At 58.8% G+C, this 21777-nt stretch carries 16 protein-coding genes; 7 read left to right on the top strand and 9 right to left on the bottom strand.

Annotated features, from left to right (window positions below; genetic code table 11):
* Nucleotides 1-34: 34 nt before the first annotated feature.
* Entirely contained in the window at nt 35-1804 is a 1770-nt protein-coding gene (locus GGQ88_RS17645) for a competence protein CoiA family protein (RefSeq protein ID WP_183614795.1), read from the bottom strand.
* A gap of 220 nt (nt 1805-2024) precedes the next feature.
* A complete protein-coding gene (locus GGQ88_RS17640; RefSeq protein WP_183614794.1) occupies nt 2025-2798 on the bottom strand; it encodes a BrxR family transcriptional regulator in 774 nt (257 codons plus the stop codon).
* Nucleotides 2799-2873: 75 nt separating this feature from the next.
* Here GGQ88_RS17640 and GGQ88_RS17635 point away from each other — a divergent pair, with 75 nt between their 5' ends.
* Genes GGQ88_RS17635 through GGQ88_RS17615 form a run of 5 tightly spaced genes read left to right on the top strand, consistent with a single transcriptional unit; the run spans nt 2874 to nt 13776 of the window.
* Nucleotides 2874-4019, top strand: coding sequence for an exonuclease SbcCD subunit D (locus GGQ88_RS17635; RefSeq protein ID WP_183614793.1), 1146 nt, complete (start codon nt 2874-2876; stop codon nt 4017-4019).
* Nucleotides 4016-7090 carry an AAA family ATPase gene (locus GGQ88_RS17630; RefSeq protein ID WP_183614792.1) on the top strand — a complete coding sequence of 1025 codons (3075 nt, stop codon included), beginning with the start codon at nt 4016-4018 and terminating at the stop codon, nt 7088-7090. Before GGQ88_RS17635 ends, GGQ88_RS17630 begins: the two co-directional genes overlap by 4 nt.
* A gap of 38 nt (nt 7091-7128) precedes the next feature.
* A complete protein-coding gene (locus GGQ88_RS17625) occupies nt 7129-10266 on the top strand; it encodes a TerB N-terminal domain-containing protein (protein ID WP_183614791.1) in 3138 nt (1045 codons plus the stop codon).
* Nucleotides 10263-11567 (top strand): ATP-binding protein, encoded by a 1305-nt coding sequence (locus GGQ88_RS17620; protein ID WP_183614790.1) that lies wholly within the window; start codon nt 10263-10265, stop codon nt 11565-11567. The genes GGQ88_RS17625 and GGQ88_RS17620 overlap by 4 nt, the downstream gene beginning before the upstream one ends.
* Entirely contained in the window at nt 11497-13776 is a 2280-nt protein-coding gene (locus tag GGQ88_RS17615; RefSeq protein WP_246386266.1) for a DEAD/DEAH box helicase, read from the top strand. The genes GGQ88_RS17620 and GGQ88_RS17615 overlap by 71 nt, the downstream gene beginning before the upstream one ends.
* A gap of 71 nt (nt 13777-13847) precedes the next feature.
* On the opposite strand, the gene GGQ88_RS17610 is transcribed toward GGQ88_RS17615, so the two are convergent.
* Nucleotides 13848-17768 carry an ATP-binding protein gene (locus tag GGQ88_RS17610; protein ID WP_183614789.1) on the bottom strand — a complete coding sequence of 1307 codons (3921 nt, stop codon included), beginning with the start codon at nt 17766-17768 and terminating at the stop codon, nt 13848-13850.
* Between the two features lie 302 nt (nt 17769-18070).
* On the opposite strand from GGQ88_RS17610, the gene GGQ88_RS17605 reads away from it, so the two are divergent.
* Nucleotides 18071-18520: a hypothetical protein gene (locus tag GGQ88_RS17605; protein WP_183614788.1), complete on the top strand. Its 450-nt coding sequence runs from the start codon at nt 18071-18073 to the stop codon at nt 18518-18520.
* 297 nt (nt 18521-18817) lie between these two features.
* Here GGQ88_RS17605 and GGQ88_RS17600 read toward each other — a convergent pair whose 3' ends face one another.
* Nucleotides 18818-19225, bottom strand: coding sequence for a DUF3768 domain-containing protein (locus tag GGQ88_RS17600; protein ID WP_183614787.1), 408 nt, complete (start codon nt 19223-19225; stop codon nt 18818-18820).
* Nucleotides 19226-19331: 106 nt separating this feature from the next.
* Between GGQ88_RS17600 and GGQ88_RS17595 the strand changes: the two genes are divergently transcribed.
* Nucleotides 19332-19820 (top strand): hypothetical protein, encoded by a 489-nt coding sequence (locus tag GGQ88_RS17595; RefSeq protein ID WP_183614786.1) that lies wholly within the window; start codon nt 19332-19334, stop codon nt 19818-19820.
* A 3-nt stretch (nt 19821-19823) separates the two neighbouring features.
* Here the strand turns inward: GGQ88_RS17595 and GGQ88_RS17590 are convergent, their stop codons facing one another.
* The 5 genes from GGQ88_RS17590 to GGQ88_RS21110 form a co-directional block, all read right to left on the bottom strand.
* Nucleotides 19824-20048: a hypothetical protein gene (locus tag GGQ88_RS17590; RefSeq protein ID WP_183614785.1), complete on the bottom strand. Its 225-nt coding sequence runs from the start codon at nt 20046-20048 to the stop codon at nt 19824-19826.
* 23 nt (nt 20049-20071) lie between these two features.
* Nucleotides 20072-20677, bottom strand: coding sequence for a DUF6927 domain-containing protein (locus GGQ88_RS17585; RefSeq protein ID WP_183614784.1), 606 nt, complete (start codon nt 20675-20677; stop codon nt 20072-20074).
* An 11-nt stretch (nt 20678-20688) separates the two neighbouring features.
* Nucleotides 20689-21345 carry a hypothetical protein gene (locus GGQ88_RS17580; protein WP_183614783.1) on the bottom strand — a complete coding sequence of 219 codons (657 nt, stop codon included), beginning with the start codon at nt 21343-21345 and terminating at the stop codon, nt 20689-20691.
* 103 nt (nt 21346-21448) lie between these two features.
* On the bottom strand, nt 21449-21583 hold the full coding sequence (locus tag GGQ88_RS21570; RefSeq protein WP_281372513.1) for a hypothetical protein: 135 nt from the start codon (nt 21581-21583) through the stop codon (nt 21449-21451).
* Nucleotides 21583-21777 (bottom strand): hypothetical protein (locus GGQ88_RS21110; RefSeq protein ID WP_221214755.1); only part of this gene is annotated, 195 nt, incomplete at its 5' end. The genes GGQ88_RS21570 and GGQ88_RS21110, both read right to left, overlap by 1 nt.

Genomic DNA, 21777 nt, shown 5'->3' with positions numbered 1-21777 from the left:
CCGCAGAAGCTAAGGATTGCTGCACTGCGCGATGCTAACGCAGCCTTGCACGCCGAATGCGCGGCAGGAGCGCCAAGCATTCTTGAAGCGTTCGCTGGTCCACGCAGTGGTCTAATGGTGACTTGCCAAGCCTCGGGTGCGATGCGCGCAAAAACACTTCGAGATGATCCTGATCATAGATCTTCCCGGCAGCCTCGCGCAGGGCAATTCTTCGCGATGATGCTTCATTCCGCGCACGAATGGCTGCTTGTCGCTTAGCCGAGGCCGCTGCCAGCGCTCCGCGGACCCGCTGATACGACAAATCATCAAGCCCAGCCTGATCGATCCAAGTCAATTCTTCATCGTCTTGCGATGCGCTTGAAAGCCATGCATCTGCTTCCTCGCCCAACTCCGCCTGGGCCGCATCGGCCAAGCTCGAACGCCGCTGCGAAGCCGCACGGACGAGTTTGTCGCGCTCGCGGATTTGCGCGCGGGTCACCTCACCCGGTAGCGGAAGCCCGAGTAATTCCTCCGTTACCGGTCCACCTTCACTTAATAGTTCGACGCGCTTGAGGGCCCGCTCGAAATTGCGGAAAGATTCGTCCCCGAGCCAACAGAGCGCTCGGGGTTCGCCATTCTGCGATCTGAGATGGGTCGTGAACCAATTTTCGAGATCAAATTCGGCTTGCTCTACTTTGGGCAAGCGAGCGAGAACGACGGCTACACGCTGCTTCACGTCATCGCATCGACGTTGGGAGGCTTGGCGGCGACGCTCGCGTTCGGACAGCCGATCAGCATATTCCTGGGCAACGCAGAATTCGCCATCTCGTGTTGGCCACAGATAGCCCGCGCCAGCCAAGCCATCAAGAAACCTCTCGACCGCCTCGTCTGGGACATAGTGACCAGGCAACTCGTCGCGCAATTTTCTGCGCACTTGCTCCGAAATCCTGTCGCGGAATGCTGGGATGAGGAGATGACTGATCTTGGTCAGCGCGACGCCAGTCGAAATATGATCCGCCCATTGATAGTCTAGCGCGTTTGGATAGGTCAGGAACGCCGTCACTATCTCCGCTTGCCAGGCCAGTGGATGAACCGTGAAGCCAACCGTCGGGGCCTGCGACCATGGTACGTCATAAAATTCGTTGAGCAGCGCTTCCATCTGTTCCGGCACGCGGCGCAAATTGCGCCTGTTTTCTCGGACAGCTCGAATGAGGCGATCCGCAGAGCGGGCAACCGCTTCGTGCTCGCGCCGAGCCTTATCAGCTTCGGCCGCCGCCATGCGCTTGGCACGATCCTCGGCTTCCTTTGCCTTTCTCGCCGCCTCGGCCGCGAGTTGATCACGCAAACGCGTGTTGAATAACGCCTGCTTTGCGTTCATGAGCCACTCGCGCGGCGCACTTGTGAGCAGAGCCTCTTCAACCGCTGTTTGATCAGTCGATGTTCGAAACCGTCTTAGGTCTATTTCAATGGACGAAAGGCCATCGTTTTTTAGTTTAGTGAGTTTAGCCTCTTCACAGGCATGAGTGACGCGGACTTCGACGATCAGTTGTGTGCCGTCTTCTGTGAAAAGAACCACATCCGGCACGATTGTATCGAGCCGCTTTTCCAACCTGGCATGAGCGAAAACATAGACTTTGGCTGGGCTTACAATCTCCGTATGTCCGCCATGTTCGGCAACAATCGGAGGAATGGTGAGTCGCTTCTCGCGCTCAAGAACCTGTTTGGCCCATATATGCGCATTGGTCTCCGCTACGTGGCTGCAAGCAATTCCCTTGTTGTGATGAGCGAAGTGATGGAGCTGTTTCGGACCCTTCTTGGCGACCAAAACTTGATCGCATGCCGGGCACAGACAATCGCAAAGCAGGCCCCGCACGACCTCCGATATATGCACTGTACCGCCGTCACGCCTAATCCCGTAAACGAGTTCGTCGGAAAAGCCTGTGAATGGCCGGTGGTCGGCGTAGCCGAGAGGGTTTCTGCCTTGCATGAGAATAAGTCGCCCTTGCGCCTCGTCAGTTCAATCCGAAGTCAGCTTTGGTCAAGCGTTAGCAACGCTCCAGTCTGGCGCCGGGTCGATTGAGGCCCCAGCGCCGCTCAATGTAGAACTCCAGCGATCTGCGAATCTGAAAGCTCAGAACTTCTTCAGTAAAGCCATACTCAAGGCGGACTGCAGCCTTTTGCTCATCCGTCAGGTCGATCCTTGGTCTGAGACGGATATCAACCAGGTCTTCCCAGTCCGCATCTCGCGGAAGTTCTTGGCCGACTGGCGAAACTGAAAAACTGCTCTCCGGAGACACCCGGACGGGAAGGTAGTCGCGCCACTCCTGGTGATGGAAACTCCAAGCCCGGACGTGCAGCCGCTCTCCATCCGACGCGAAGTGCGCAGGTGCGATCCATTGGTTCTGGCGGAGCCCACTGGACATCGAGACATAGTCGATCTCGATCTTCAACCGCTGCTCGAGCGCCTGATAGAGATAGCGCATTACAATTGGCGGGCACTGCCGAACGGGCGATGGCAGCAAAGAGAAGCCATCGGATGCAGCGCTTCTCACAAGCTCATCCGGTGAGCCGGCTTCATGCGTGATCGGCAACCCACGGTGTTCGCTGTCAGCAACGTAGCATTTGCGGACCGTATCATACCTGGGCTTTGGTTCGGCTACCCGTTCCAGATACTGCCGGAAGTCGATCGCTGCCTGTGGCGAGGATATCCCAAATCGTTCGATCAAGTCCTTGCGATTCACTTGCCCGCGCCATGTCAGACATTGGTCAAGATAGACCAGACGGGCGAACATCGCAGGCTTGAGGGTGGGATCGTTCATTGAGGCAAACGCTACTTGACTCGGTACCGACTGTCTATATAAATTTTATACGTATTGAGATTCGAGGTTCTGCGAATGCGCATTTTGCACACAAGTGACTGGCATCTGGGCCGCCAATTCCACGGGGTCGCGCTGGAGGACGACCATGATCACGCACTCGTCCAGATCCTGTCGATAATCGATGATCATCAGCCAGACGTTTTCATTGTCGCGGGCGACATCTTCGACAGGGCCAACCCGCCCCAGAACGCGCTGAAGAGACTCTCCGAATTTCTGAGAACGGTAAGAGCAACGTCGTCCGCCGCCATCGTGTTGATTGCGGGCAATCACGACTCAGCGGCGCAGATCGGAGCATTGGGTGTGCTTGCAACCGACGGCGAAGCCATCGTGCGAGGTCCATTGGATGAGGATGAAAGGCCGTTGGTGCTATCCGACGCTCATGGCCCGGTAGCGATTTCCGCTCTACCGTTCGCTTTCGAATATGCGGCGCGGCTGTGCTTCGAAGACGAGGACATTGCATGCCCGGCCGATGTTATTCGTGCCCAGCTCGCCAGCGCGCGCAAACACGTTGCCGATGGAATGCGCTGGGTCGTGGTTGCCCATGCATTCGTAGATGGTGCCGCCACGAGCGAGAGCGAGCGCCCGCTCATGCGGATGGTCGGCGGGATTGAAACTGTATCTTCGGCCGCATTCGACGGGGCGAACTATGTTGCGCTGGGGCACCTGCACCGTCCGCAATCGGTAGGACTCAATCATGTTCGCTATTCAGGCGCGCCGCTGGCTTTCGGGTTCGATGAAGAAGGCCAGGAGAAGTCCGTCAGCCTTATCGACCTTGCACCTGACGGAAGCGTCGAGGTCACCGAATTCCCCATCAAACCGCTGCGGCATGTGCGAACGATCCGTGGCAGGCTTCTGGAACTGCTGGCTGCTACCGAGATGTCCAACGATCTCGTCCGTGTGGTTCTGACGGACGAAACCCCGCAAATCGACCCGATGAAACGAATCCGGGCACTCTACCCCAATGCGGTCCAGCTCGCCTATGAACGGAATGAGCGGCCCGTTGCGCAGCGCCTGGAGGAGCAACGAGCGGCGATAGACGATCCGCACGCACTTGCCTCGACATTCCTTGATATTGTTCGGGGCGACCCGCTGTCTGAAGCAGAATCGGGAATCGTAGCCTCCGCGCTCAATGCGTTCGCGACGACGGAGGTAGGTCAATGAGGCCGATCAAGCTGACCTTGAGTGCTTTTGGACCGTACGGCGGCACCGAGAGCATCGATTTCCGCGAAGCCACGGACGCTGGTCTTTTCGGGATCTACGGACCGACGGGATCGGGCAAGTCGTCGATCTTCAGCGCGATCGCCTTTGCCCTGTTCGGCGAAGGTGCGAAGGAAGAACAGGGCATCGGCACGATGCGTTCGGACTTTGCACCCGACGATCTGTTGACCGAAGTAACCCTGCAGTTCGAGCTTGGTACCAAGCGCTATTACGTCCGGCGGTGCCCCGACCAGCCCCGCCCGAAGACCAGAGGGGAAGGGCAAACCATGCAGCCGCATGCAGCCTGGCTCTTCGACGTGTCATCAGTCGCAATCGACGATGTGAGCCCCGACTGCTGCGGCGTCCCGCTCGCCGAGCGCAAGGTCGGCGATGTCGCGCGGCTTGTTGAGGAGCTACTCGGCTACGGCGCTCAGCAGTTTCGTCAGATCGTGCTGCTCCCGCAAGGCCGCTTTGAAAGGTTCCTCGTTTCTAACAGCAAGGACCGGCTCGAGATCCTGCGCGAACTGTTCGACGTGTCACTGTACCGGAAGTTAACGGAAAAACTCAAAGTGGACGCTGCTGATATCCGGCGCGAGATCGAAGACGGCTATCGTTTGAACGGGCAGCGTCTCGCGGCAGAAGGCTTTGCCAGCTCGGATGAACTCCGCGCCGGGATTGCGTCCGCGCTTGAGCAATACGAACTCAGCCAGTTGGCTGTCGCCGAGACATCGGCGGTGCTCACCTTGGCAAACAATGCCTTTGCAGCAGCGGTTTCCCAAGAAAAACTGTTTGTAGAAGTGGAAGCCGCTGGCGCTGCGCTGGAACAGCTGGAAGGCAAGCTTCTTGAATTCGATGCCGTCCGCGCGCGTAAGTCCCGTGCGGAGCTGGCACGACGCATGGCAGATCTCGACAGTAGTCTGACGGACGCTCGTAAGCGCCATGCTGCGGCCGTAACCGCCAAGGCCAGCGCCAGCGACGCAGAAGTTCATGCCCGCGACGCAGCATCGGCTGCGATTGCTTTGCTGGCCGACCTGCGGTCCCAGGAACATGAAATCGAGACCTTGGCGCGCAAGGTCGACGAAATGGGCCGCCACAAGCAAGTGTTGGTCGATTCAGCCGAGCGCCTCACGGAGCATGAAAAGGCTCTGGGCGCTTTGGACAGTGCGAAGCAGGGGCATGACCAGGCCGCCTTGGATCAACAGCAGGCCGAGCGGACCTTCGAGGAAAAGTCCGCCGCCTTTGCTGCTGCGCAACGCGATGCTCTTGAGCGGCAGGGTTTGATCGGGCGGCGCGATAAGCTGAAGATCGAACTTGATGGCGCGCATGCACATCTTAGTGCCACCCAGGCACTGGAGAAGGCGCAGGCTGAGTACGACGCTGCAGCAGCTGCGGCATTGGACGCGCAAACCCGATATCATCACGCCGGTGAAGAGGAAGCCGCGCGCGAAAGCGACTACATTTCCGCCCAGGCGAGCGTTCTTGCCGAGCGGCTGGAAGACGGTGTGCCTTGCCCGGTCTGCGGCGGCAGCGATCATCCTCAACCTGCTCACGGGACAGGTGATGCGGGCCTTCTGGAGAAAGCATGGCGAGGGGCGCAGTCCGCTTCCATCGCTGCCGCGAAAATTGATCGCGAGGCTCAATCGCGCGCCAGTTCGACCAAGGCAACGCTGGAGGCGCGCCAGGCGACAGTATCAGATCTTGTGGTGCCGCAGCGCGGCATCAGCGAGATCGACACCGAGTATCAGCATGCCCTCGCCGCAATCGAAAAGCTTGGCGGCGTCGCCGATGTGACCCTCCTCGCAAAGGAGGTGGACGAACTGCGTGATCGCAAGCTGACAGCCGCGACCAAGCTTCAGCAAGCCAATTCCACTTTGGGCGACGCAACGACTGCCGAAGCCTTGTCCCGCCAAGGTTATGCTGATCGCATCGCTTCCGTTCCGGAGACGCTGCGCGACGCTACGGTGCTGCAGGCCGCAATTGACGCCGCAAGAGCCGATCTCGATCGGCGCAAAAAAGCGATCGCTGACGCCCTGGAGCAACAACAGAGTTCCCAGGCCGCTCGGATCAAGGCCGAGGCCGTCCTTCAGAACGCCTCGGCTTCGCTCAACGATTGTGCGGATGCAGTCGAAAGGAAGCAGGCTGAATTCGAGTCGCGACTGATCGAGCTCGGGATTTCCGAAGATGCTTATCGCGCTGCCATTCCCGACATCGATTTGATCGGGGAGCTGGAAGGGTCGATTGTCGAATTCGACAAGGATCTGGCGGCAGCGCGGGGACGGCAAATAGCGGCAAGGAATGCGGTCGGCAGTGCGCAGCGACCCGCTATGGAGCCGTTCCGGCTCAGCTGCAATCAAGCGCAGGCAACGGCTAACGATGCCTCAAGGCATAGCGCCGAAGCACAGCAGAAGCATCGCTCGCTTCTGGAGCTGCAGACCAGTTTGGCCGACGAATTGAAGAACCTGCAGAGCCTCGAGCAATCGTCCGGCTCGTTGCGCGGTCTGGCCGAAGCCTTCGATGGGCAAAACGAGTTGCGGACCACCCTTGAGACGTTTGCCATCGGCGCCATGTTCGACCAAGTCCTGGAAGCCGCAAATCTGAGACTCGATCCGATGACCGGTGGTCGATATCGGTTCGAGCGGGACACTGTGAGTGTCGGCGGGCGATCGAAGCGCGGCCTCGATGTGCGCGTTCACGATATCCAAACGGGCCGGGCACGTGAGATCATAACGCTGTCGGGGGGCGAAACGTTCATCGCAGCGCTCTCTCTGGCGCTTGGCCTTTCTGATGTTGTTGAAATGACCCACGGAGCCATAAGGCTCGACACAATCTTCATCGATGAAGGCTTCGGCAGTTTGGATACCGAGAACGACGCTGGCACGCTGGATCAGGTTCTGCAGGTCCTGCAAGACATCGTGGGTGACCGCCGATCCGTCGGATTGATTTCACATGTGCCGCTGGTTCAGCAGGCTGTTCCCAATGGCTTCAGCGTTCGAAAAGGCGTGAATGGAAGTGTCATTGAGTCAAGATTGCAGTGATGTTTGACATTGCCGCAGCATAGGTGAATTTCAGCTGCATGCACAACGCGTTAACACCTTTTCGAAAGTACTCGGACTTTTCCGGACGTGCGAGCGCGCGCGAGTTTTGGTGGTTCTTTGCACTTTCGGTTGCTGTATTTGTCACCACGGTCCTTCTTACCGGCCTCAGCGCGGAATCAGGCTCCAAAGCAACTCCGACTTGGGCGCTGGCATACGTTTTCTGGTGGGCAGTTACAGCAGTGCCATGGTTTGCACTGCAGGTGCGCCGCCTACATGACCAAGGTAGAAGTGGTTGGCTCGTTTCGATCAACATCGCTGGCTATGCAGCGCTTTTCATCCAACCGCTGGTGGGGATGGCCTTATTGGCCATTTCTCTTGGACTCATGGCGCTGCGGGGCGAACAGGGGAGGAACCGATATGGCGAAACACCCGAGGCGGCCAATTCAGCGTCCGGCCCGGTCGGCATGTCGTCCGAAGATGACCTTCAAGCTCTGCACGAGCGGCCAGCCCGCGACCAGAATGGTGTGCTGCGTTTGCCGGACGGGAGCTTCGAATGTGTTGGAGTGGCATTCGGCAGTTACCGGGAAGCCTACCAGTTCGGCGTCACCGAGGATCGACGTTTTTCGCGGCGATCAATTGAAGAGAACGATGGCGAGCGGAGAAACGCTGCTATCGAAGGGCGGGCAGATCCAGCCTCAGAGGAGCAGGCCTCAGAAAATCGCGTCCCTTCGATGAGTACTAGGGCTGACAAATACGATGTCACTCCAACCTCGGATGGTCGCTTCATGTCCGGTGGCTATACATTCATTACTAGGGCACAGGCTGAGAATTATGCGCAACGGCGCCGAGGAGCAGTCGCATCTTCACAGGCCATTAGCTCAAACGAGGCAACCGTCGGCTTTTCCAACAATTCTCCCCAACCCGTAGCGTACAGCGGCCCCAAAGAGAGCTGGGCTGAAATCGAACCTGGCATCAAACTGGGTAGGGATGGTCAGTTTTATGTTCGTGGGTATGCCCATACCAAGCTAGACGATGCGCGAATGGCGGCCGTTGGTTACGGCCATCGGCCAGTCTCGACGGCGAAGCCTCAGTCATTGCCCGCCCCGAGAAGGGAAACGTCTCAAAGCTTCATCGCGAAGCTCGCCAAGCCATTCGCTCCTGCACCAGCTGCGCATTGGATCTCCGAGCCAACCGCGGTGGAGGTGGCAGGGATCAAATTCCAAGGTGAGCTCCTTTACTACGGGAAAGCCGATCGACGGTTGAACCATCGAGCACTTGTGGATCCGACGCTGTCGGTCGCGTCCGATCCAGACTCGCTGGGGACCACTCTGGGTTACTGGCCGAACTATAGCGAATTAACGCCCTCAGCACGTCGAGCATATCTAGAATGGCTGGCTTCCGGGCGGTGCGCGCCAAACGCACCCATGGGGTACGTTTTCGTCTATTTCTATGGGCTCGAGCGTCGCTTGATCGCGGAGAAGAGCGAGAAGGATGCACACGCGATCCTTGCGGAAGCGCGACGCCTGCTTGATCTCTATGGCGACAACCACTCATTCCGCAATTATTGCGGCGCGCTGATTGAGGCCGGCGAACTGGTCTTCAACATTGCACCCATGGACAATGCAATCTCGCTCGACATGCGGCGAGGTTGGGAAATCCCCATTGGCATCCGGGTGCGGCTTGGGCGCAAAGTCCGTGACGGGGTAGCAATAGACCCCGATGACGCTTTGTGCTGGGCTTTGACGCATCCGCAGCTCTATCCGCGAACCGCCGTTAGTCGCTGCTTTGATCAGTTCTGCGCGTTGTGGCGCTATCGCTTCACCGAACGGTTCCCCGACGGCATCAAGGTCCGCGGAGGTAAAACGCGTCTGCAATTCAATTATCGAGCAGCAAGCAGCGAGTTCAACGCTCAAGCCGATATAGAGGACTTGCCTGATATTGGAGCTATCGCAGGGCCTGTAACCAAGCTGGAAGCTTTGCTGACGGAATGCACTGAGGCACTCGACCCGCTCAGCCGGTTCCTAGGCCGAAATCCAGAAGAGCGTGCGACCTTGCTCGCTGCTGCACTTTGTCCAGCTGAGGCGCTGGATGATAGCGCCAAGACAATCCTCACGGCAGCGCGAACTCGCCTATTTGACGGAACGAGCAAAGACGGTTTGGCGCAGAAGCCTCTTGGTGAAGTATTGGAAGTGCTGGCAGGGAAACCAGGGCCGCTGGCCGAAGATCGAAGGGCGTTCTTGTCCAAGCGCCTGCCAGAAATCCTAGATGCAATGCATATCGGCTTCGAACCAGACAAGCGATTTGGCCCAGCCCCCACTCTAAGCGACGACACAATGTTGTGCCTGTTCGAAATGGCTAAGCCGATGAAGGCGCATCAAGACCGTGATGAGTACCGTTCGGCCCGCACGATGGTCGAAATTGCGGTTCTAGCTGCAAAGGCAGACGACCAGGTCGTCGACGCGGAAATGAGCGTGATCCTCGAAGACGTCGCACAAATTGCAGGGCTGGATTCGAGCGACCATCATAGATTGCGCGCTCACGCACAGGCGTTGGCATCGAATCCTTCAAAAATGCGCGCTGCGACCACTCGGCTGCTTGCGCTGCCTGAGGCTGAGAAAGACCGGGTGTTGACCACTGCCGTTCGCGCAATCCTTGCTGATCAACGCGTATTGCCTTCCGAAGTCCGCTTTCTGGAAGGGCTCTACAAGTCACTTGGGAAGTCACAGGACGAGGTTTATGCGAGGCTGCACGCGGGAGTAGACAGCCCTCGATCGCAACGCGCAAGCACCAACAAACCGACGCACGCTGTTGATGGCGAGAGATTGGAGCGGCTTCGGCAGGAGACAACCGCTGTTGCGAGCATGCTGTCGAACATTTTCCGTGAAGAGGAAGTGGTCTCGACACAACCTGCGGCCCAAACTCAGCCAGATGAACGGAGCCTGCCTGGCCTTGATGCCGCACACTCGCACGTACTTCTGCAGCTCGCGGAACAACCGGTTGAAGCCGAAACTTTTGAGGCCCTTTGTCGTACACAACGGCTGCTTCCCGACGGAGCCATTGAAACCATAAACGATTGGGCTTTTGACGCCCTCGACGACATCGCGATCGAATGCGAAGATATCGTTTCGATTCAACCGCACCTTATCGAGAAAATCAGGAGCATGGCTTACGCATGACCGAGCGAACACCAATTCGGCCTCGCGACCGCGACACAATAGTCCAAGCACTCGCTGCTGGCGTTGTCCCGCGGGTGGGCTTGCAGCACATTCAGGTCGGGCGGATGCTTGAGGTTGGAGCTCTGATCAAGGACATAGACCGGATTGCCGACGGCGGTTCATCATGCAGGTTCGTCATCGGCGAATACGGTGCCGGTAAAACCTTCTTCCTGAGCCTCGTGCGGCTCATCGCGCTGGAACGTCGGTGCGTTACCATTCACGCCGACCTAGCTCCCGATCGTCGCATTCACGCGACCGGCGGTCAGGCGCGCGGACTTTATGCTGAAGCGATCCGCAACATGGCGACACGGACCAAACCGGATGGCGGCGCACTACCCAGCGTTGTCGAACGCTTCATTAGCGACTGCGTGAAGGTGGCGCACACCGAAAAACGGCCCGTGGAACAGGTCATCGATGAACGGCTCGCTTCGATCCAAGAGCTGGTGGGCGGTCACGATTTTGCACATGTGCTCAAGAGTTACTGGCAGGGCAGTGAGGATGGTAACGAGGCCTTGAAGAATTCGGCACTGCGTTGGCTGCGCGCTGAGTTTCCGACGAAAACCGAGGCGCGGCAAGCTCTAGGGGTGCGATCAATCATCGACGACGCCGATGTTTACGACAGCTTGAAGCTCCTTGCTTGCTTCACTCGTCTCGCTGGCTACACCGGATTGCTTGTCGTGTTCGACGAGATGGTCAACATCTATAAATTGCAGAGCTCCCAAGCACGAAACCAAAATTTTGAGCAGATCCTGCGCATGGTCAACGATATGCTTCAGGGCAATTCCGAAGGGCTTGGCTTCGTTTTTGGTGGCACGCCTGAATTCCTCATGGACAGCCGTCGCGGGCTCTACAGCTATGAGGCCCTGCAATCCCGTCTTGCAGAGAACCAGTTTGCCACACCCGGGTTAGTGGACTTGAGCGGACCAGTTGTGCGTTTGCAGAATCTTTCGCCTGAAGAATTTTTGATCCTGTTAGGCAACATCCGTGCGATCTTTGCTTTAGGTGACCCGGCGAACCATCTCGTACCGGATGAAGCACTCGACGCATTCATGGCGCATTGCAGCCAACGCATTGGCGAAGCCTATTTCCGGACGCCCCGCAACACCATCAAGGCTTTCGTCCAGCTCCTTGCAATCTTGGAGCAGAACCCTGGTCTCGATTGGCGAACGTTGATCGGAAGTGTTTCGGTGGATGACGATCCTGGCGAAGACGTTGCCACTGCAATTGACGGCGATGATCAGCTTGCCACGTTCGAGCTCTGAAGGCGGTTCCGGGTTCGATCTGCTTCATCCGCAGATCCAGCGCTGGGTCAGACAGCAGGGCTGGTCTCGTTTGCGAGATGTGCAAGAGCAGGCAATTGCTGCAATCTGTGGCAGCGACGAGGACGTCCTGATTTCAGCCGCGACTGCTGCCGGCAAAACCGAAGCTGCCTTCTTGCCGCTCCTCGGCTCTTCAGCGACGCGTGAGCAGCCTGGTGTCGCCATTCTTTACGTCGCACCGCTCAAGGCATTGATCAACGATCAGTTCCGCCGTCTTGAGGATCTGTGCGATAAGATCGAATTACCACTTGTTCGCTGGCACGGCGACGCTCCGCAAGGCCCCAAGACCAAGGTCATGAAGGCGCCCGCCGGCGTGGTGCTGATTACCCCAGAATCGATCGAGGCGATGCTGTTGCGGCGCCCAGCAACTGCGGAAGCGCTTTTCGGCGTGCTCGATGCAATCATCATCGACGAACTTCATTCCTTTCTTCAGGGACCAAGAGGTCTGCACCTGTCGAGCTTGCTCAATCGGATCGAGTTACTCAATGATCGGCGACCACGGCGAGTGGGATTGTCGGCTACAATAGGCGATCTCGAATTTGCCGCGCGATGGTTGAGCGGAACCGCGCCAAAGCCAGCGCAAATCCTTGCAGTTGCAGGCGGCGCCCCACCGCTTAAGGTGCAAGTCCGGACTTATGTGGAACCACCCGAAGGCGATCCTAGCGGTGATGTGATGATTGATGATCCGCTCGCTGGATCCGCATTGGCTAAGATCGCTCAACACGCATTTGAAGCTCTACGTGGGAGCAACAACCTCTTCTTTGCCGGTTCTCGGGCCAATGTCGAAACCTTAGCCGACCGCCTCCGCATGATCAGCGAGAATGCGCATGTGCCAAACGAGTTCTTCCCTCATCATGGCAGTTTGAGCAAAGGCTTGCGAGAGGAACTCGAGCTGCGATTGAAGGACGGACGCCTGCCAACTACGGCAGTTGCGACAACCACGTTGGAACTCGGTATCGATATAGGTTCGGTCGTTGCAGTGTCGCAGCTTGGCGCGCCGCGCTCGCTCGCATCATTACGGCAACGGCTAGGCCGGTCAGGTCGGCGTGAGGGATCCAGCGCGATCTTCCGAAATTATTTGCGTGAACCATATCCAGCTGCGGACGCAGATCCGCTGGACAAATTGCACTTTCCCGTAATCCAGGCCGTGGCCGCTCTGAACCTGCTTCGATCGAAGTTCGTTGAGCCCCCTGAAACCGACCCGGCACTGCTCTCGGTCAGTGTCCACCAGATTCTGTCATTGATCGTCCAGTTGGGTGCCCTCAGCGCCGGGAAACTGTACCTGACCTTATGCCGACAAGGACCATTCACAACACTCACGAAGACCGATTTCGTCGACCTGCTCCGAGGAATGGGCAATGGCGATGCGGCATTGATTGAGCAAGCACCCGACGGTTCGCTAATGCTCGGCGCAGAAGGTGAAAGGCTAACTGCATCGCGAGAATTTTATGCCAACTTCGCGACTGACGAGGAATGGCGCCTTGTCCATACCGGACGAACACTTGGAACGCTGCCGATCGTCAACGCGCTTGTTGTCGGATCAATAATTGGGTTTGCGGGACGTCGTTGGCGGGCAACCGATGTGGATGACAGAGCGAAGGTTGTTGAAGTCGTAGCACATAGCGCGGGGCGTGTTCCAAAGTTCGATCGCCTCGGTCAAGAGCCTGTCCATGACCGCCTCGCAGCGGAAATGCTGGCTGTTTTTCTGAGCCATGAACTCCCAGACTATCTCGACGACAATGCCAAAGAATTCTTGGCAGCGGGCCGCGCGGCCTTCGCCCAGCTCGTTCTACAGAAATCCCACTTCATCGATGCGGGCTCCGCGACGCACGTCCTTACTTGGCGAGGTACATCAGCAAATGCTCTGCTCGCCGTGCTGCTCACGTCAATGGGCTTCGCCTGCGAGACATTCGATGTCGGAATCACTTTGACCGGTTGTCCAATCGATGACGCTGTTGATGTGATAGCATCGCTCGATGGTTGCCCTCCGATAGAAGACTTGGGTCGGTTCGTGGAAAATCTCGTAGTTGAGAAATACGATGCTTATGTGCCGGAAGAACTCCTACGTCGGCTTTGGATCCGGCGACACGAACCTCTTCGTGAACCGATGACCAAGCTGATCCGTGAGCTCGCGGGCATGGTCCCCAATTGAGCCAAACACAAAAGGTCAGAACCAACCCTATATTGTCGAGAAGATTTGAGTGAAGCGCAGGTTTTGATCCCCTACGTGATGTAGACGACTCCCAGTACTAGGCGGGCGTTTAGCATCATCGGCAGGTCCGGTGCCCCTTCGACCCGTTCGGTTGCAAGAACTACAGAGGCTCCAAGGCCACCGATAGTTTCGAACTGCCGCAAATATGGCATACTTCTCGACAGCGGTGCACCGATCCGCTTCAGAATGCTGTCGCCATCCTCCAGTGTTACCGCGACCATCTCACCTTCCATGGCATCGAGTTGATCTGGGGTCAGAACCGCGCCACCGAGGATAATCTGACCGGGCATCACCCGTGGAACGGCGCTGTCTTCTCTGACGCGGTACGCGACCTCAACACGTCCGAGGGCGGGATGTCCTTCGAGTAGAACCGCCTCTTCCCGCCCAGCTGGCGGCGGAACTTGAACGAAGAGAGCTCCCACGACACGGTGCAGATCGAGCTCGTGATTGTCGAAGGCCAGTGTCGGTCGGCCACTGCGAGGGTCGGTCGCTTCAGCAGCCAAGGAGTATCCTTCGCCGTTACGTGGGCGTAAAAGCCTACGAGCGAAAGCCTGCGTTCCGCGTCGACCGATAACTAGGTCATGATCGGCCGGAGACGAAGGCGCGGCCTCCACGATCGCGATGGATCCGGCAGGAATTGTGAAGCCCATCGTGTCTCTGCGAACGTAGAATAGTGACTTGTCATCGAACCACTGGCTGGAGAGCATCTCCAGACTATCATCTTGGCTGCCGCCGCTCGGTACGTGGCGGCTGAATGCTGCAATGTCCTGAACGATGGGGACATTGAACGCGGGTGCCGAGACGACAGTCAGAGGTACAACATTGTCTGGAACAGCCTCCTGAAGCGGCTCCCGCCAGCGATAGCGTCGGAATTCCTCGTGAACGCGTTCAACTCCCGAGCGCAGCCGCTTCAAGTCTGAATCGACGTTCTGTACATCAACGTAGGTCAAAGCATTGGCATCGCGGTGGTGTGCCTGGTTAAGTACCCGCCGCGGCTCAGCGCCGTCAGCTAATGCAGGGTCATCGCAGAATCGCGATAGTACGGGGCTACGGAAAAGCTCATTGCCGCGAGCCGTGACCAGCGAGCGCAGCCGTCCCACTAGTGGCATCAAAGTTGGCGCGTCGGTTGGAGCGGAAAACGCTGGATAGGCTGGGTCGTCGAACAAGTCCCCGAGGCGTGCCTCAAGAAAAATACGAGCTTGATTGGCGTAGTCCTGAGCATGAGGCGCCGAATCAACATTTGAGACGAACTCGTTTCGCTTCCGATCCAAATCTTCGATAGCCAGGGACGTCTCTAGGGTACCGCGAGATGCGTGCACCGGATGAACAGCACGGTGCTCTACGCGATTGCTGCCTCGTGCCTCGGCCACGAGGATACGGCCAAAGCTCCTGTCATATGTAGTCGTCAGAATCTGTGCGCCATCCGCTGCCAGCTGGTCCAACGCCCGCGCTAGGCGAGCACGATTGTCATAGTCGAGAAGATCTTGGGGATCATCAAGGATCATAAGTGAGAGGCCGCCATCTGTCCTAAGGACATGTTCACGGAACGCGAGATAGAAGCCCAATAGTGACGCCCTCAGAGCAGAGGCGTTCGACACATGCTGTGCTGGTGCATGAACACCATCACGCCCGACCTGGATTGCGATAGTGCCTTGGGGTGTCATCCCGGTTCGGTGCGGTTTGGGGGATAGGGTTGTCGCGTTCTGGTAAATCGCGTTTCGCCAATACTCCGCCCGATCATGCAGACGGGCCTGCAAACCTTCAACCTGCGCGGTGGCAAGACCGCCGACGGGGATAATCTCGTCAAGCGCCGCTGCGGCGGTCCCGCAATCTTCAATCGCTTTCAGCTTGCGCTTGTGCGCGGCCTGAGCGGTGCTCATGCGTTTCGACAGGTCGATGGCCGCGTTGATGGGCGCGACGCCTTTGACTATGGCATCGAGGCGCGTCAGCTGTTCTCTGAGGCCCGTCGCCTGACCATCGCCACCATCGGTTTTGCCGCGAACCTCTTCAAGCGCAGCAACAAGTTCGTCGCGATGGATCGCCATCCAATCGACAAATGCCAACGCCCGGATCAAACGGTTCAATGTCTTGCTCAGCTTTTCCGCATGGGCGCTAACCCGGCTGGGCAGAACCCGTTGCGCCGGTTCCGTGAACGCAGGCAGGCCCATCATCGCTTGGTCGGTTAGCGCTTCCACCTTGCGCCGCAGCGAGGCGAGGACACCTGTGAAGCCTTCGGTGCTGAAAAGGTCGTCCAGTAAGGCGGCTCGCAAAATCGCACTGGGAGCCTCTGGCAGATCCTTTTGCAGGTCACGTCGAAGTGCATCGGGCAGATCCCGGGCTAGTTTGCCGGTCCAGGCCTCCGCCCATTGGGTGACGGTCTTGGACAGGATTTCACTGTCCTCAGCAACCTGACGAAGATGCTCGGAGACCAGACCACCTGTCTCAGCATCGACTACGCCTGCGAGGGAATGTTGGCAAACAGCGCAATGATCATCATGCGCCTTCCCATGCTCGCGCATCCAGTCTGTGACGCGCGCGTAAAGCTGGGTTCGGCGCTCCAGCACCGGGTTCGCCGATAGTTCCTCAAGTGTCGCCGCTTCCTCGAACAGACGATCAATGAGGGAATCCACCTCTTGGCGGGCATTGGTCTCCAGTTTGAGAGCGCCCAGCCGTTCCATCGATGGCAGCTGTGACAACCGGCGAACCTGTTCCAGCGCAGGTGCGATGCATTGCTCCAAGCTCTGCCGCTGCGCTGCTTCCGAGGCATCAAACGTATCGCCGAGCACGTCTCTAGCATGCGCGAGGCCGCTGGCCTTCAGGTCCTCAAAATGCTGTCCTAGCGTGATGAACTCTGCTGGCTCGTCAGTAATCACTGGGAGAGCAGTAACAGGCGCCATTTCCGGGAATTCCGAAACACGCTGCTCGAGATCGCTGCGATGCTGCCGATAGTCTGCCTCGATCCGCTCGAGCTCGGTTTTGCGCTCTTGGGTAATGTCTCCCGCAATCTTTGCTCTGGCACGCGTGGCGTGCTTCGCAAGAGCTACTAGTTCGGAAAGACCTGTCAGCTTAGCCACAGCCAACCCCAATTCCGATGGGTTGCCGACCTGCAGGTAGGGCAGCAGACCGGGCATGGTAGTGCCGAGGTTGAAAGCGATCGGATCAAGGCCCAGATCAACCGCACTAGGCCCGACCTCTTCTAGCTTGCCGTTTGTCCTTCGTGACTGCGTCCTTCGGATTGGCGGAAGGCGCGTCCCGTCCTCCAATTCAAAGGTCAGCTCAACCCAGGTGTCAGCAGGGACAGTTTTGGCGGCAGCCGCAGGTGTCCAGTGCTGAGCGCTCGGCAGCGGTGTCACCGCACTGATCTTGTGCTGCGAGGCATCTGTCGCCCCACGATCGATCTCGCAGTCGAATTCGGCGTCACCGCTTTCGGGCAATCGCTGCGGCCGAAGCAGTTTTCCGGTGAGGCACCAGATCACCGAATTCATTAGGCTGGTCTTGCCCGACCCGTTCCAGCCTTCGAAGACAGTGATAGGGCTGTTTGGTTCGAACACGAAATCCGTGCTCGGCTCGTCTGCCGACCCGTATGCGTGGAGGCCGGCAAATCTGTGAGCGACGATCTTTGCAAGCCGGAGAACCCGGCGCTCCCGATCAACGGCAACGGCTGGGGGTGGCACCTGGGCTGGAGTTGCGCTGATACTGGTTATGATTGCTTCGCAGTCGGGCGTCATGACATTCCCCGCCCACTTGGCCCGTGCACCGCGATACCAGGACAGTACGCCGCGGGCGGCATCGCTCTCAAGCGCCAGCCGGTGACCTTCATCTGTGGCGATTGGACGTCCGGAAACCAGTTCTGCAAGAAGCAGGTCAGTAGTTAACAAGTGAAGTGCGCGTACGGGTGACGCATCCGGCAAATCGGCATCCGAATCAGACAATTGCATCTCCCCCCAATTTTGACGATCTGTGTAGCGTCCGATTGATTACGCGTCATCCGGAACTCAATCGGAGGCCCCCATCAACTGCTATCGTCGGCGAGGCTCGGAAACGCCAGAACTGCTAGAAATCCAGTGTTGCCCCACGGAATTGCCGCCCGCTGTGCTTTAAAACCTATGCCTGCCGCAAGACGCTCGCTAAGTGTAGCCATGCTCTACGCTATTTACTATCGGCCGACCAAGTGATGAGCGGAGGGCCCGAATTCGGGAACCGGCTCGCAGTTTGGTCCGGCAGATTTGCTGACTTGAGTCTTTCCGACAAGCGTGCCGTCGCGGAACTCGTCAAATCAGGCGGCGCCATTCAAGGCAGCCTCGAGGACATCCTACAGAGACTTCGTCGGACCAGAATTACAACCCTATTGCGCGAAGCTGAGGGAGGACGCATCGTTGGCGTCGGCGCTCTTAAGACACCGCTGCGACACTATCGCGAAAGCCGGTTTGCGAATGCCGGCGCATCGATCGACGGATTTGAGGATGCGCCGGAACTTGGGTATGTCGTCGTCCATAGCGATTGGCGCGGCCAAAGGCTCTCCGGCGATCTAGTCAAGGCGAGTACCGAAGCAATCGATGGCCCCCTCTTTGCCACGACCGACAACAATACCATGTGCAACAACCTTGCGCGTTCGGGCTTCGTTAGGGTCGGAACAGACTGGCAGGGCAGTAAAGCTCTCCTGTCGCTGTGGGTCTCCTACTAGCGAATGGCAAGCGGGTTACCTTAGCTAGTGGGCTCGGCGCTTCGGTCGGCATCCAATCGGCATTGCAATCCTGGAGCCACTTCGGCAAACTCCCGCACAATGTCGAGCAGTTCCGCGACTCCGTAGATCTCGCAGTACGACCGTCCACGCCAGAGCAACACTTTGGGCTCGCAGGCAATCTCTGGAGCGCCAAACACTATGGCAAAGTAGGTGCTCAGGCCCGGATCCCATCCGACCGCCACCTCGAACAAATCAGTACGGTTAGGCAGTGGTTTCAATGAATATCGGCTCATCACGTCACCAATCACTCGCCAGCATGATCGTCACGATCCGAAAGCTTAGCTGAGCGTCCCATGGTGTTTCCGAGCCCCAGGAGCGCGTTCCATCGTTGGCGTAGACGTCGACCTTCCAGAAGATCTTGTGACCCTCAAATTCAACCACACCGAAGTCGCGCTCGCCATGCGGATCGTTGCCCGGATCGATCGGCGTCTCGTTGATGAGCCGACGCAGGGAACTCTGGCCCATCATCAGGTTGAGCTGCCGCGTGCCCGGGTCGGGGTCTTCACCTGCAAGAATATCTGCAAGCGCACGCGTGAACACGGTTTTCGAGGTCGCAAGCGACCCCGTGCGAGCAGCATCGTTGAGCGCCGCAAGCTCAGCGGTTCGATCGGTATTACCAGTGGCCGCCGGGGCAAGCTGTTGCATCAAACTCTCCTTTTCAGTGATCAACCGATGCGCTCCCCCTCCCCTCCGCCCACCAGTTGACGGCGCTTGAGCGTTCACGATACGTTCTTTCGGAAAGGATCTCTCTATGCCCGCTTCCAGCCACCTCGACCGTTTCGATCTCGACATCGTGCTTCGCGATGCCTCATGCGACATGAACCTGCAGCCGGTGCGACGGGCGATCGCGGCGCTATGCATCGGGGTCAGCGTGGACGATGCTTACCTGTCGGTGCGAGAATTGCGCGAAGCGGTTTCACTCGTGCATGAAAATGCGCCCGGCGGGCGTGCAAAGCTCGCCGGGATCCTCAGCACCCAGTGTGACGATTTCCAGCGGGCGATCTACTACTGCCTCGCTGGGCGCGGCGTGGTCGAGATGGCCGAGGCGATGGATTGGTTACTAACGCTCCTCAAGGCGCGCGGGCGCATCGCAGCCTGGCTCAGCCGCTCACGCGTTCGACGCAAGGATCTGGTTTCGCCTTATGTCGCCGAAGCTCCGGATGGCCCGCTCGTGTCGGCCAGCCCCGATTTCGAATTGGGGCGATCGTGGTTCGTCGAGCGGGGCCCTGAGGCTTACTGAACTTCAAGGGTCATCGTCATTGCAGGTGAGGACCCGCGAGACGGTGCGTCCCGGTGCCGCCTTGCTCGCCAGGACCACGCGGAACGGCTGCAGCGGGTTTCCGGTCTTCACCACGGCGGTATCGCTCTGGACATGCTCGGCGACTTTGGTTGCAATCCGGTTGGCGTTTTCGATGCTGCAGAGGCGCGCGCGCTTGGACGAGCGCGCAGGAGGGGCGGGTTCGGTCATGGCGCTGCTCACTTGATGCCGGGTCACAGCGCCGACGGTGCCGCCGGGGGCGGAACGATCGTCCAGGCACGGCTCATCAGCTTGCTGATCTTCACGCCGACCCCGTCGCCAACGCGGCGCAGGATGGTCTTCCTGCCCGACTGGACCACCCGAAAATTCCTTTCGCTGTGCCCATCGGTAAACGTCAGCGGCTCGGCGAGCACCAGCATGTCACCCGGCGCCGGCTTGCGGCGTGAAGTCAACGCGAGGCGCTGGCGGCAGTGCTCCCGCCACTGGGCGGCATATTCGTTGCCGGGTGGCCCGAGCAGATCGAGGATCGAGGCCGGGCAGTCGTAGCTATAGGGGCCCATCGTCTCGCTCATGTCTTTGTAACCGAACTCTTCTCCGCTGCGCGCGCCGGGGTTCCACTTAACGAGGCAGATAATCGCGAAAGTCTCGCGCGGACGTTCGTGGTCATAGCTCTGGCAAGCGGCGTAGTAGGCGCCCGAACGAACGGTCGACTTCAGGACGCGCAGGCCGGTTTCCCGGCCCTTCTCGGGCTCCGGCGGATAGGTGCACTGGTTGTCGAGATAGGCTTTCGGCGTGGCAAACGGGGCCATGCCGCCGCGGGACATGAATAGCCAACCCATGGGCTTGCCTCCTAGACGAGCGCCTGTTGGCGCGGATTGATGGAAAGGCCGGTCTCGCGAACGACGAGCGCGCGGAAGCTCTGCGGTGCAGCAAGGACGGCGATGTCGCAGAAGTGATTGCTCATCCCCAGGTAATCCTGACGGCCCTTGCATCGGCGGAACATCACCTCGCGGCCCGGGCGGACGCAGGGGATCGAGACCTGGACGTAGATCTCGTCGCCGTGGAGCGTGATCTCGCCCGAGACGGCAGGACCGGCGAAGTTGCTGCGCAGGTCGAACTGGTCGGGCTCCAGCCCAAGGTGGCGCGCCGCGACCCGCAGAGCCGAGCGTGCTTCGCGGTGGAAGGCGCGCTTGGCTTCGGGATCGTAGCCGATTCCGCGCCGCGCGAGTGCCACGAGAGCGGGCTTCGATTTCAGTTCGTCGATTTTAGCGAGGCACTGCCGGCGCAGCGGCAGGTCTTCGGCAAAGGTTTCATCGGGCGCGTGGCCGAGCGCGATGCGGCCGACGTGGCGCGCGAGCAGGATGGTCGCGGGATCGCGTGCCGGATCGATACCGGCGTTGCGTGCGTCCTGCATGGCATCGACCACGGCCTGGGTGGCGGTGGCAATGGTGGCGAGGCCATCAGGCTGCAGGGCACGGCGATAGCGGAAGTCGAGATCGTAGTTCATCGGTGAAGTCTCCCTTTGCGCCCCCTGGCGCACCGGGCTCCCACCCCCTCCCCTTCCCGTTCGCCGTGCGAGCGATCGTAGTGCCTCCGCTTCCCGGCCGCCGTCAGGCCGCCTCCTTGAGTTCGCTGGGCAGGGTCGAACCGAGCGCCGGATCGAACTGGCGCAGCCACTTGACCGCCTGCTCGGCCTTGGCGGCCGCGTGCAGGATGGCGGTCTTGTCCCCGCGCAGGATCTTCATTAATCACGAGGTGACGATAATGTGAAGGAACGCAGTTTTAGCGCCTCAAATCCGCAAGATATCGCCAGTTTGCGACAGACTTTGCTCCGCATTATTTCTCGACGAACCTCTGCTGTCGTTTGACCAGCAGAGGAGCCGTCAATGCCGAATACCGATTGCGAACTGATCTCCGAACTCAGATCCGTACTGACCAG

The sequence above is a fragment of the Novosphingobium hassiacum genome (genome assembly GCF_014196055.1).
GTDB classification, from domain to species: domain Bacteria; phylum Pseudomonadota; class Alphaproteobacteria; order Sphingomonadales; family Sphingomonadaceae; genus Novosphingobium; species Novosphingobium hassiacum.
This window is presented reverse-complemented; position numbering and strand designations above follow the sequence as displayed.

What these genes read in the sequence shown, in the direction of transcription:
- GGQ88_RS17640 (WP_183614794.1), bottom strand. Translation starts at nt 2,798, where the DNA reads ATGAACGATCCCACCCTCAAGCCTGCGATGTTCGCCCGTCTGGTCTAT.
- GGQ88_RS17635 (WP_183614793.1), top strand. Translation starts at nt 2,874, where the DNA reads ATGCGCATTTTGCACACAAGTGACTGGCATCTGGGCCGCCAATTCCAC.
- GGQ88_RS17630 (WP_183614792.1), top strand. Translation starts at nt 4,016, where the DNA reads ATGAGGCCGATCAAGCTGACCTTGAGTGCTTTTGGACCGTACGGCGGC.
- GGQ88_RS17625 (WP_183614791.1), top strand. Translation starts at nt 7,129, where the DNA reads ATGCACAACGCGTTAACACCTTTTCGAAAGTACTCGGACTTTTCCGGA.
- GGQ88_RS17620 (WP_183614790.1), top strand. Translation starts at nt 10,263, where the DNA reads ATGACCGAGCGAACACCAATTCGGCCTCGCGACCGCGACACAATAGTC.
- GGQ88_RS17615 (WP_246386266.1), top strand. Translation starts at nt 11,497, where the DNA reads ATGACGATCCTGGCGAAGACGTTGCCACTGCAATTGACGGCGATGATC.
- GGQ88_RS17600 (WP_183614787.1), bottom strand. Translation starts at nt 19,225, where the DNA reads ATGCAACAGCTTGCCCCGGCGGCCACTGGTAATACCGATCGAACCGCT.
- GGQ88_RS17595 (WP_183614786.1), top strand. Translation starts at nt 19,332, where the DNA reads ATGCCCGCTTCCAGCCACCTCGACCGTTTCGATCTCGACATCGTGCTT.
- GGQ88_RS17590 (WP_183614785.1), bottom strand. Translation starts at nt 20,048, where the DNA reads ATGACCGAACCCGCCCCTCCTGCGCGCTCGTCCAAGCGCGCGCGCCTC.
- GGQ88_RS17585 (WP_183614784.1), bottom strand. Translation starts at nt 20,677, where the DNA reads ATGGGTTGGCTATTCATGTCCCGCGGCGGCATGGCCCCGTTTGCCACG.
- GGQ88_RS17580 (WP_183614783.1), bottom strand. Translation starts at nt 21,345, where the DNA reads ATGAACTACGATCTCGACTTCCGCTATCGCCGTGCCCTGCAGCCTGAT.
- GGQ88_RS21570 (WP_281372513.1), bottom strand. Translation starts at nt 21,583, where the DNA reads ATGAAGATCCTGCGCGGGGACAAGACCGCCATCCTGCACGCGGCCGCC.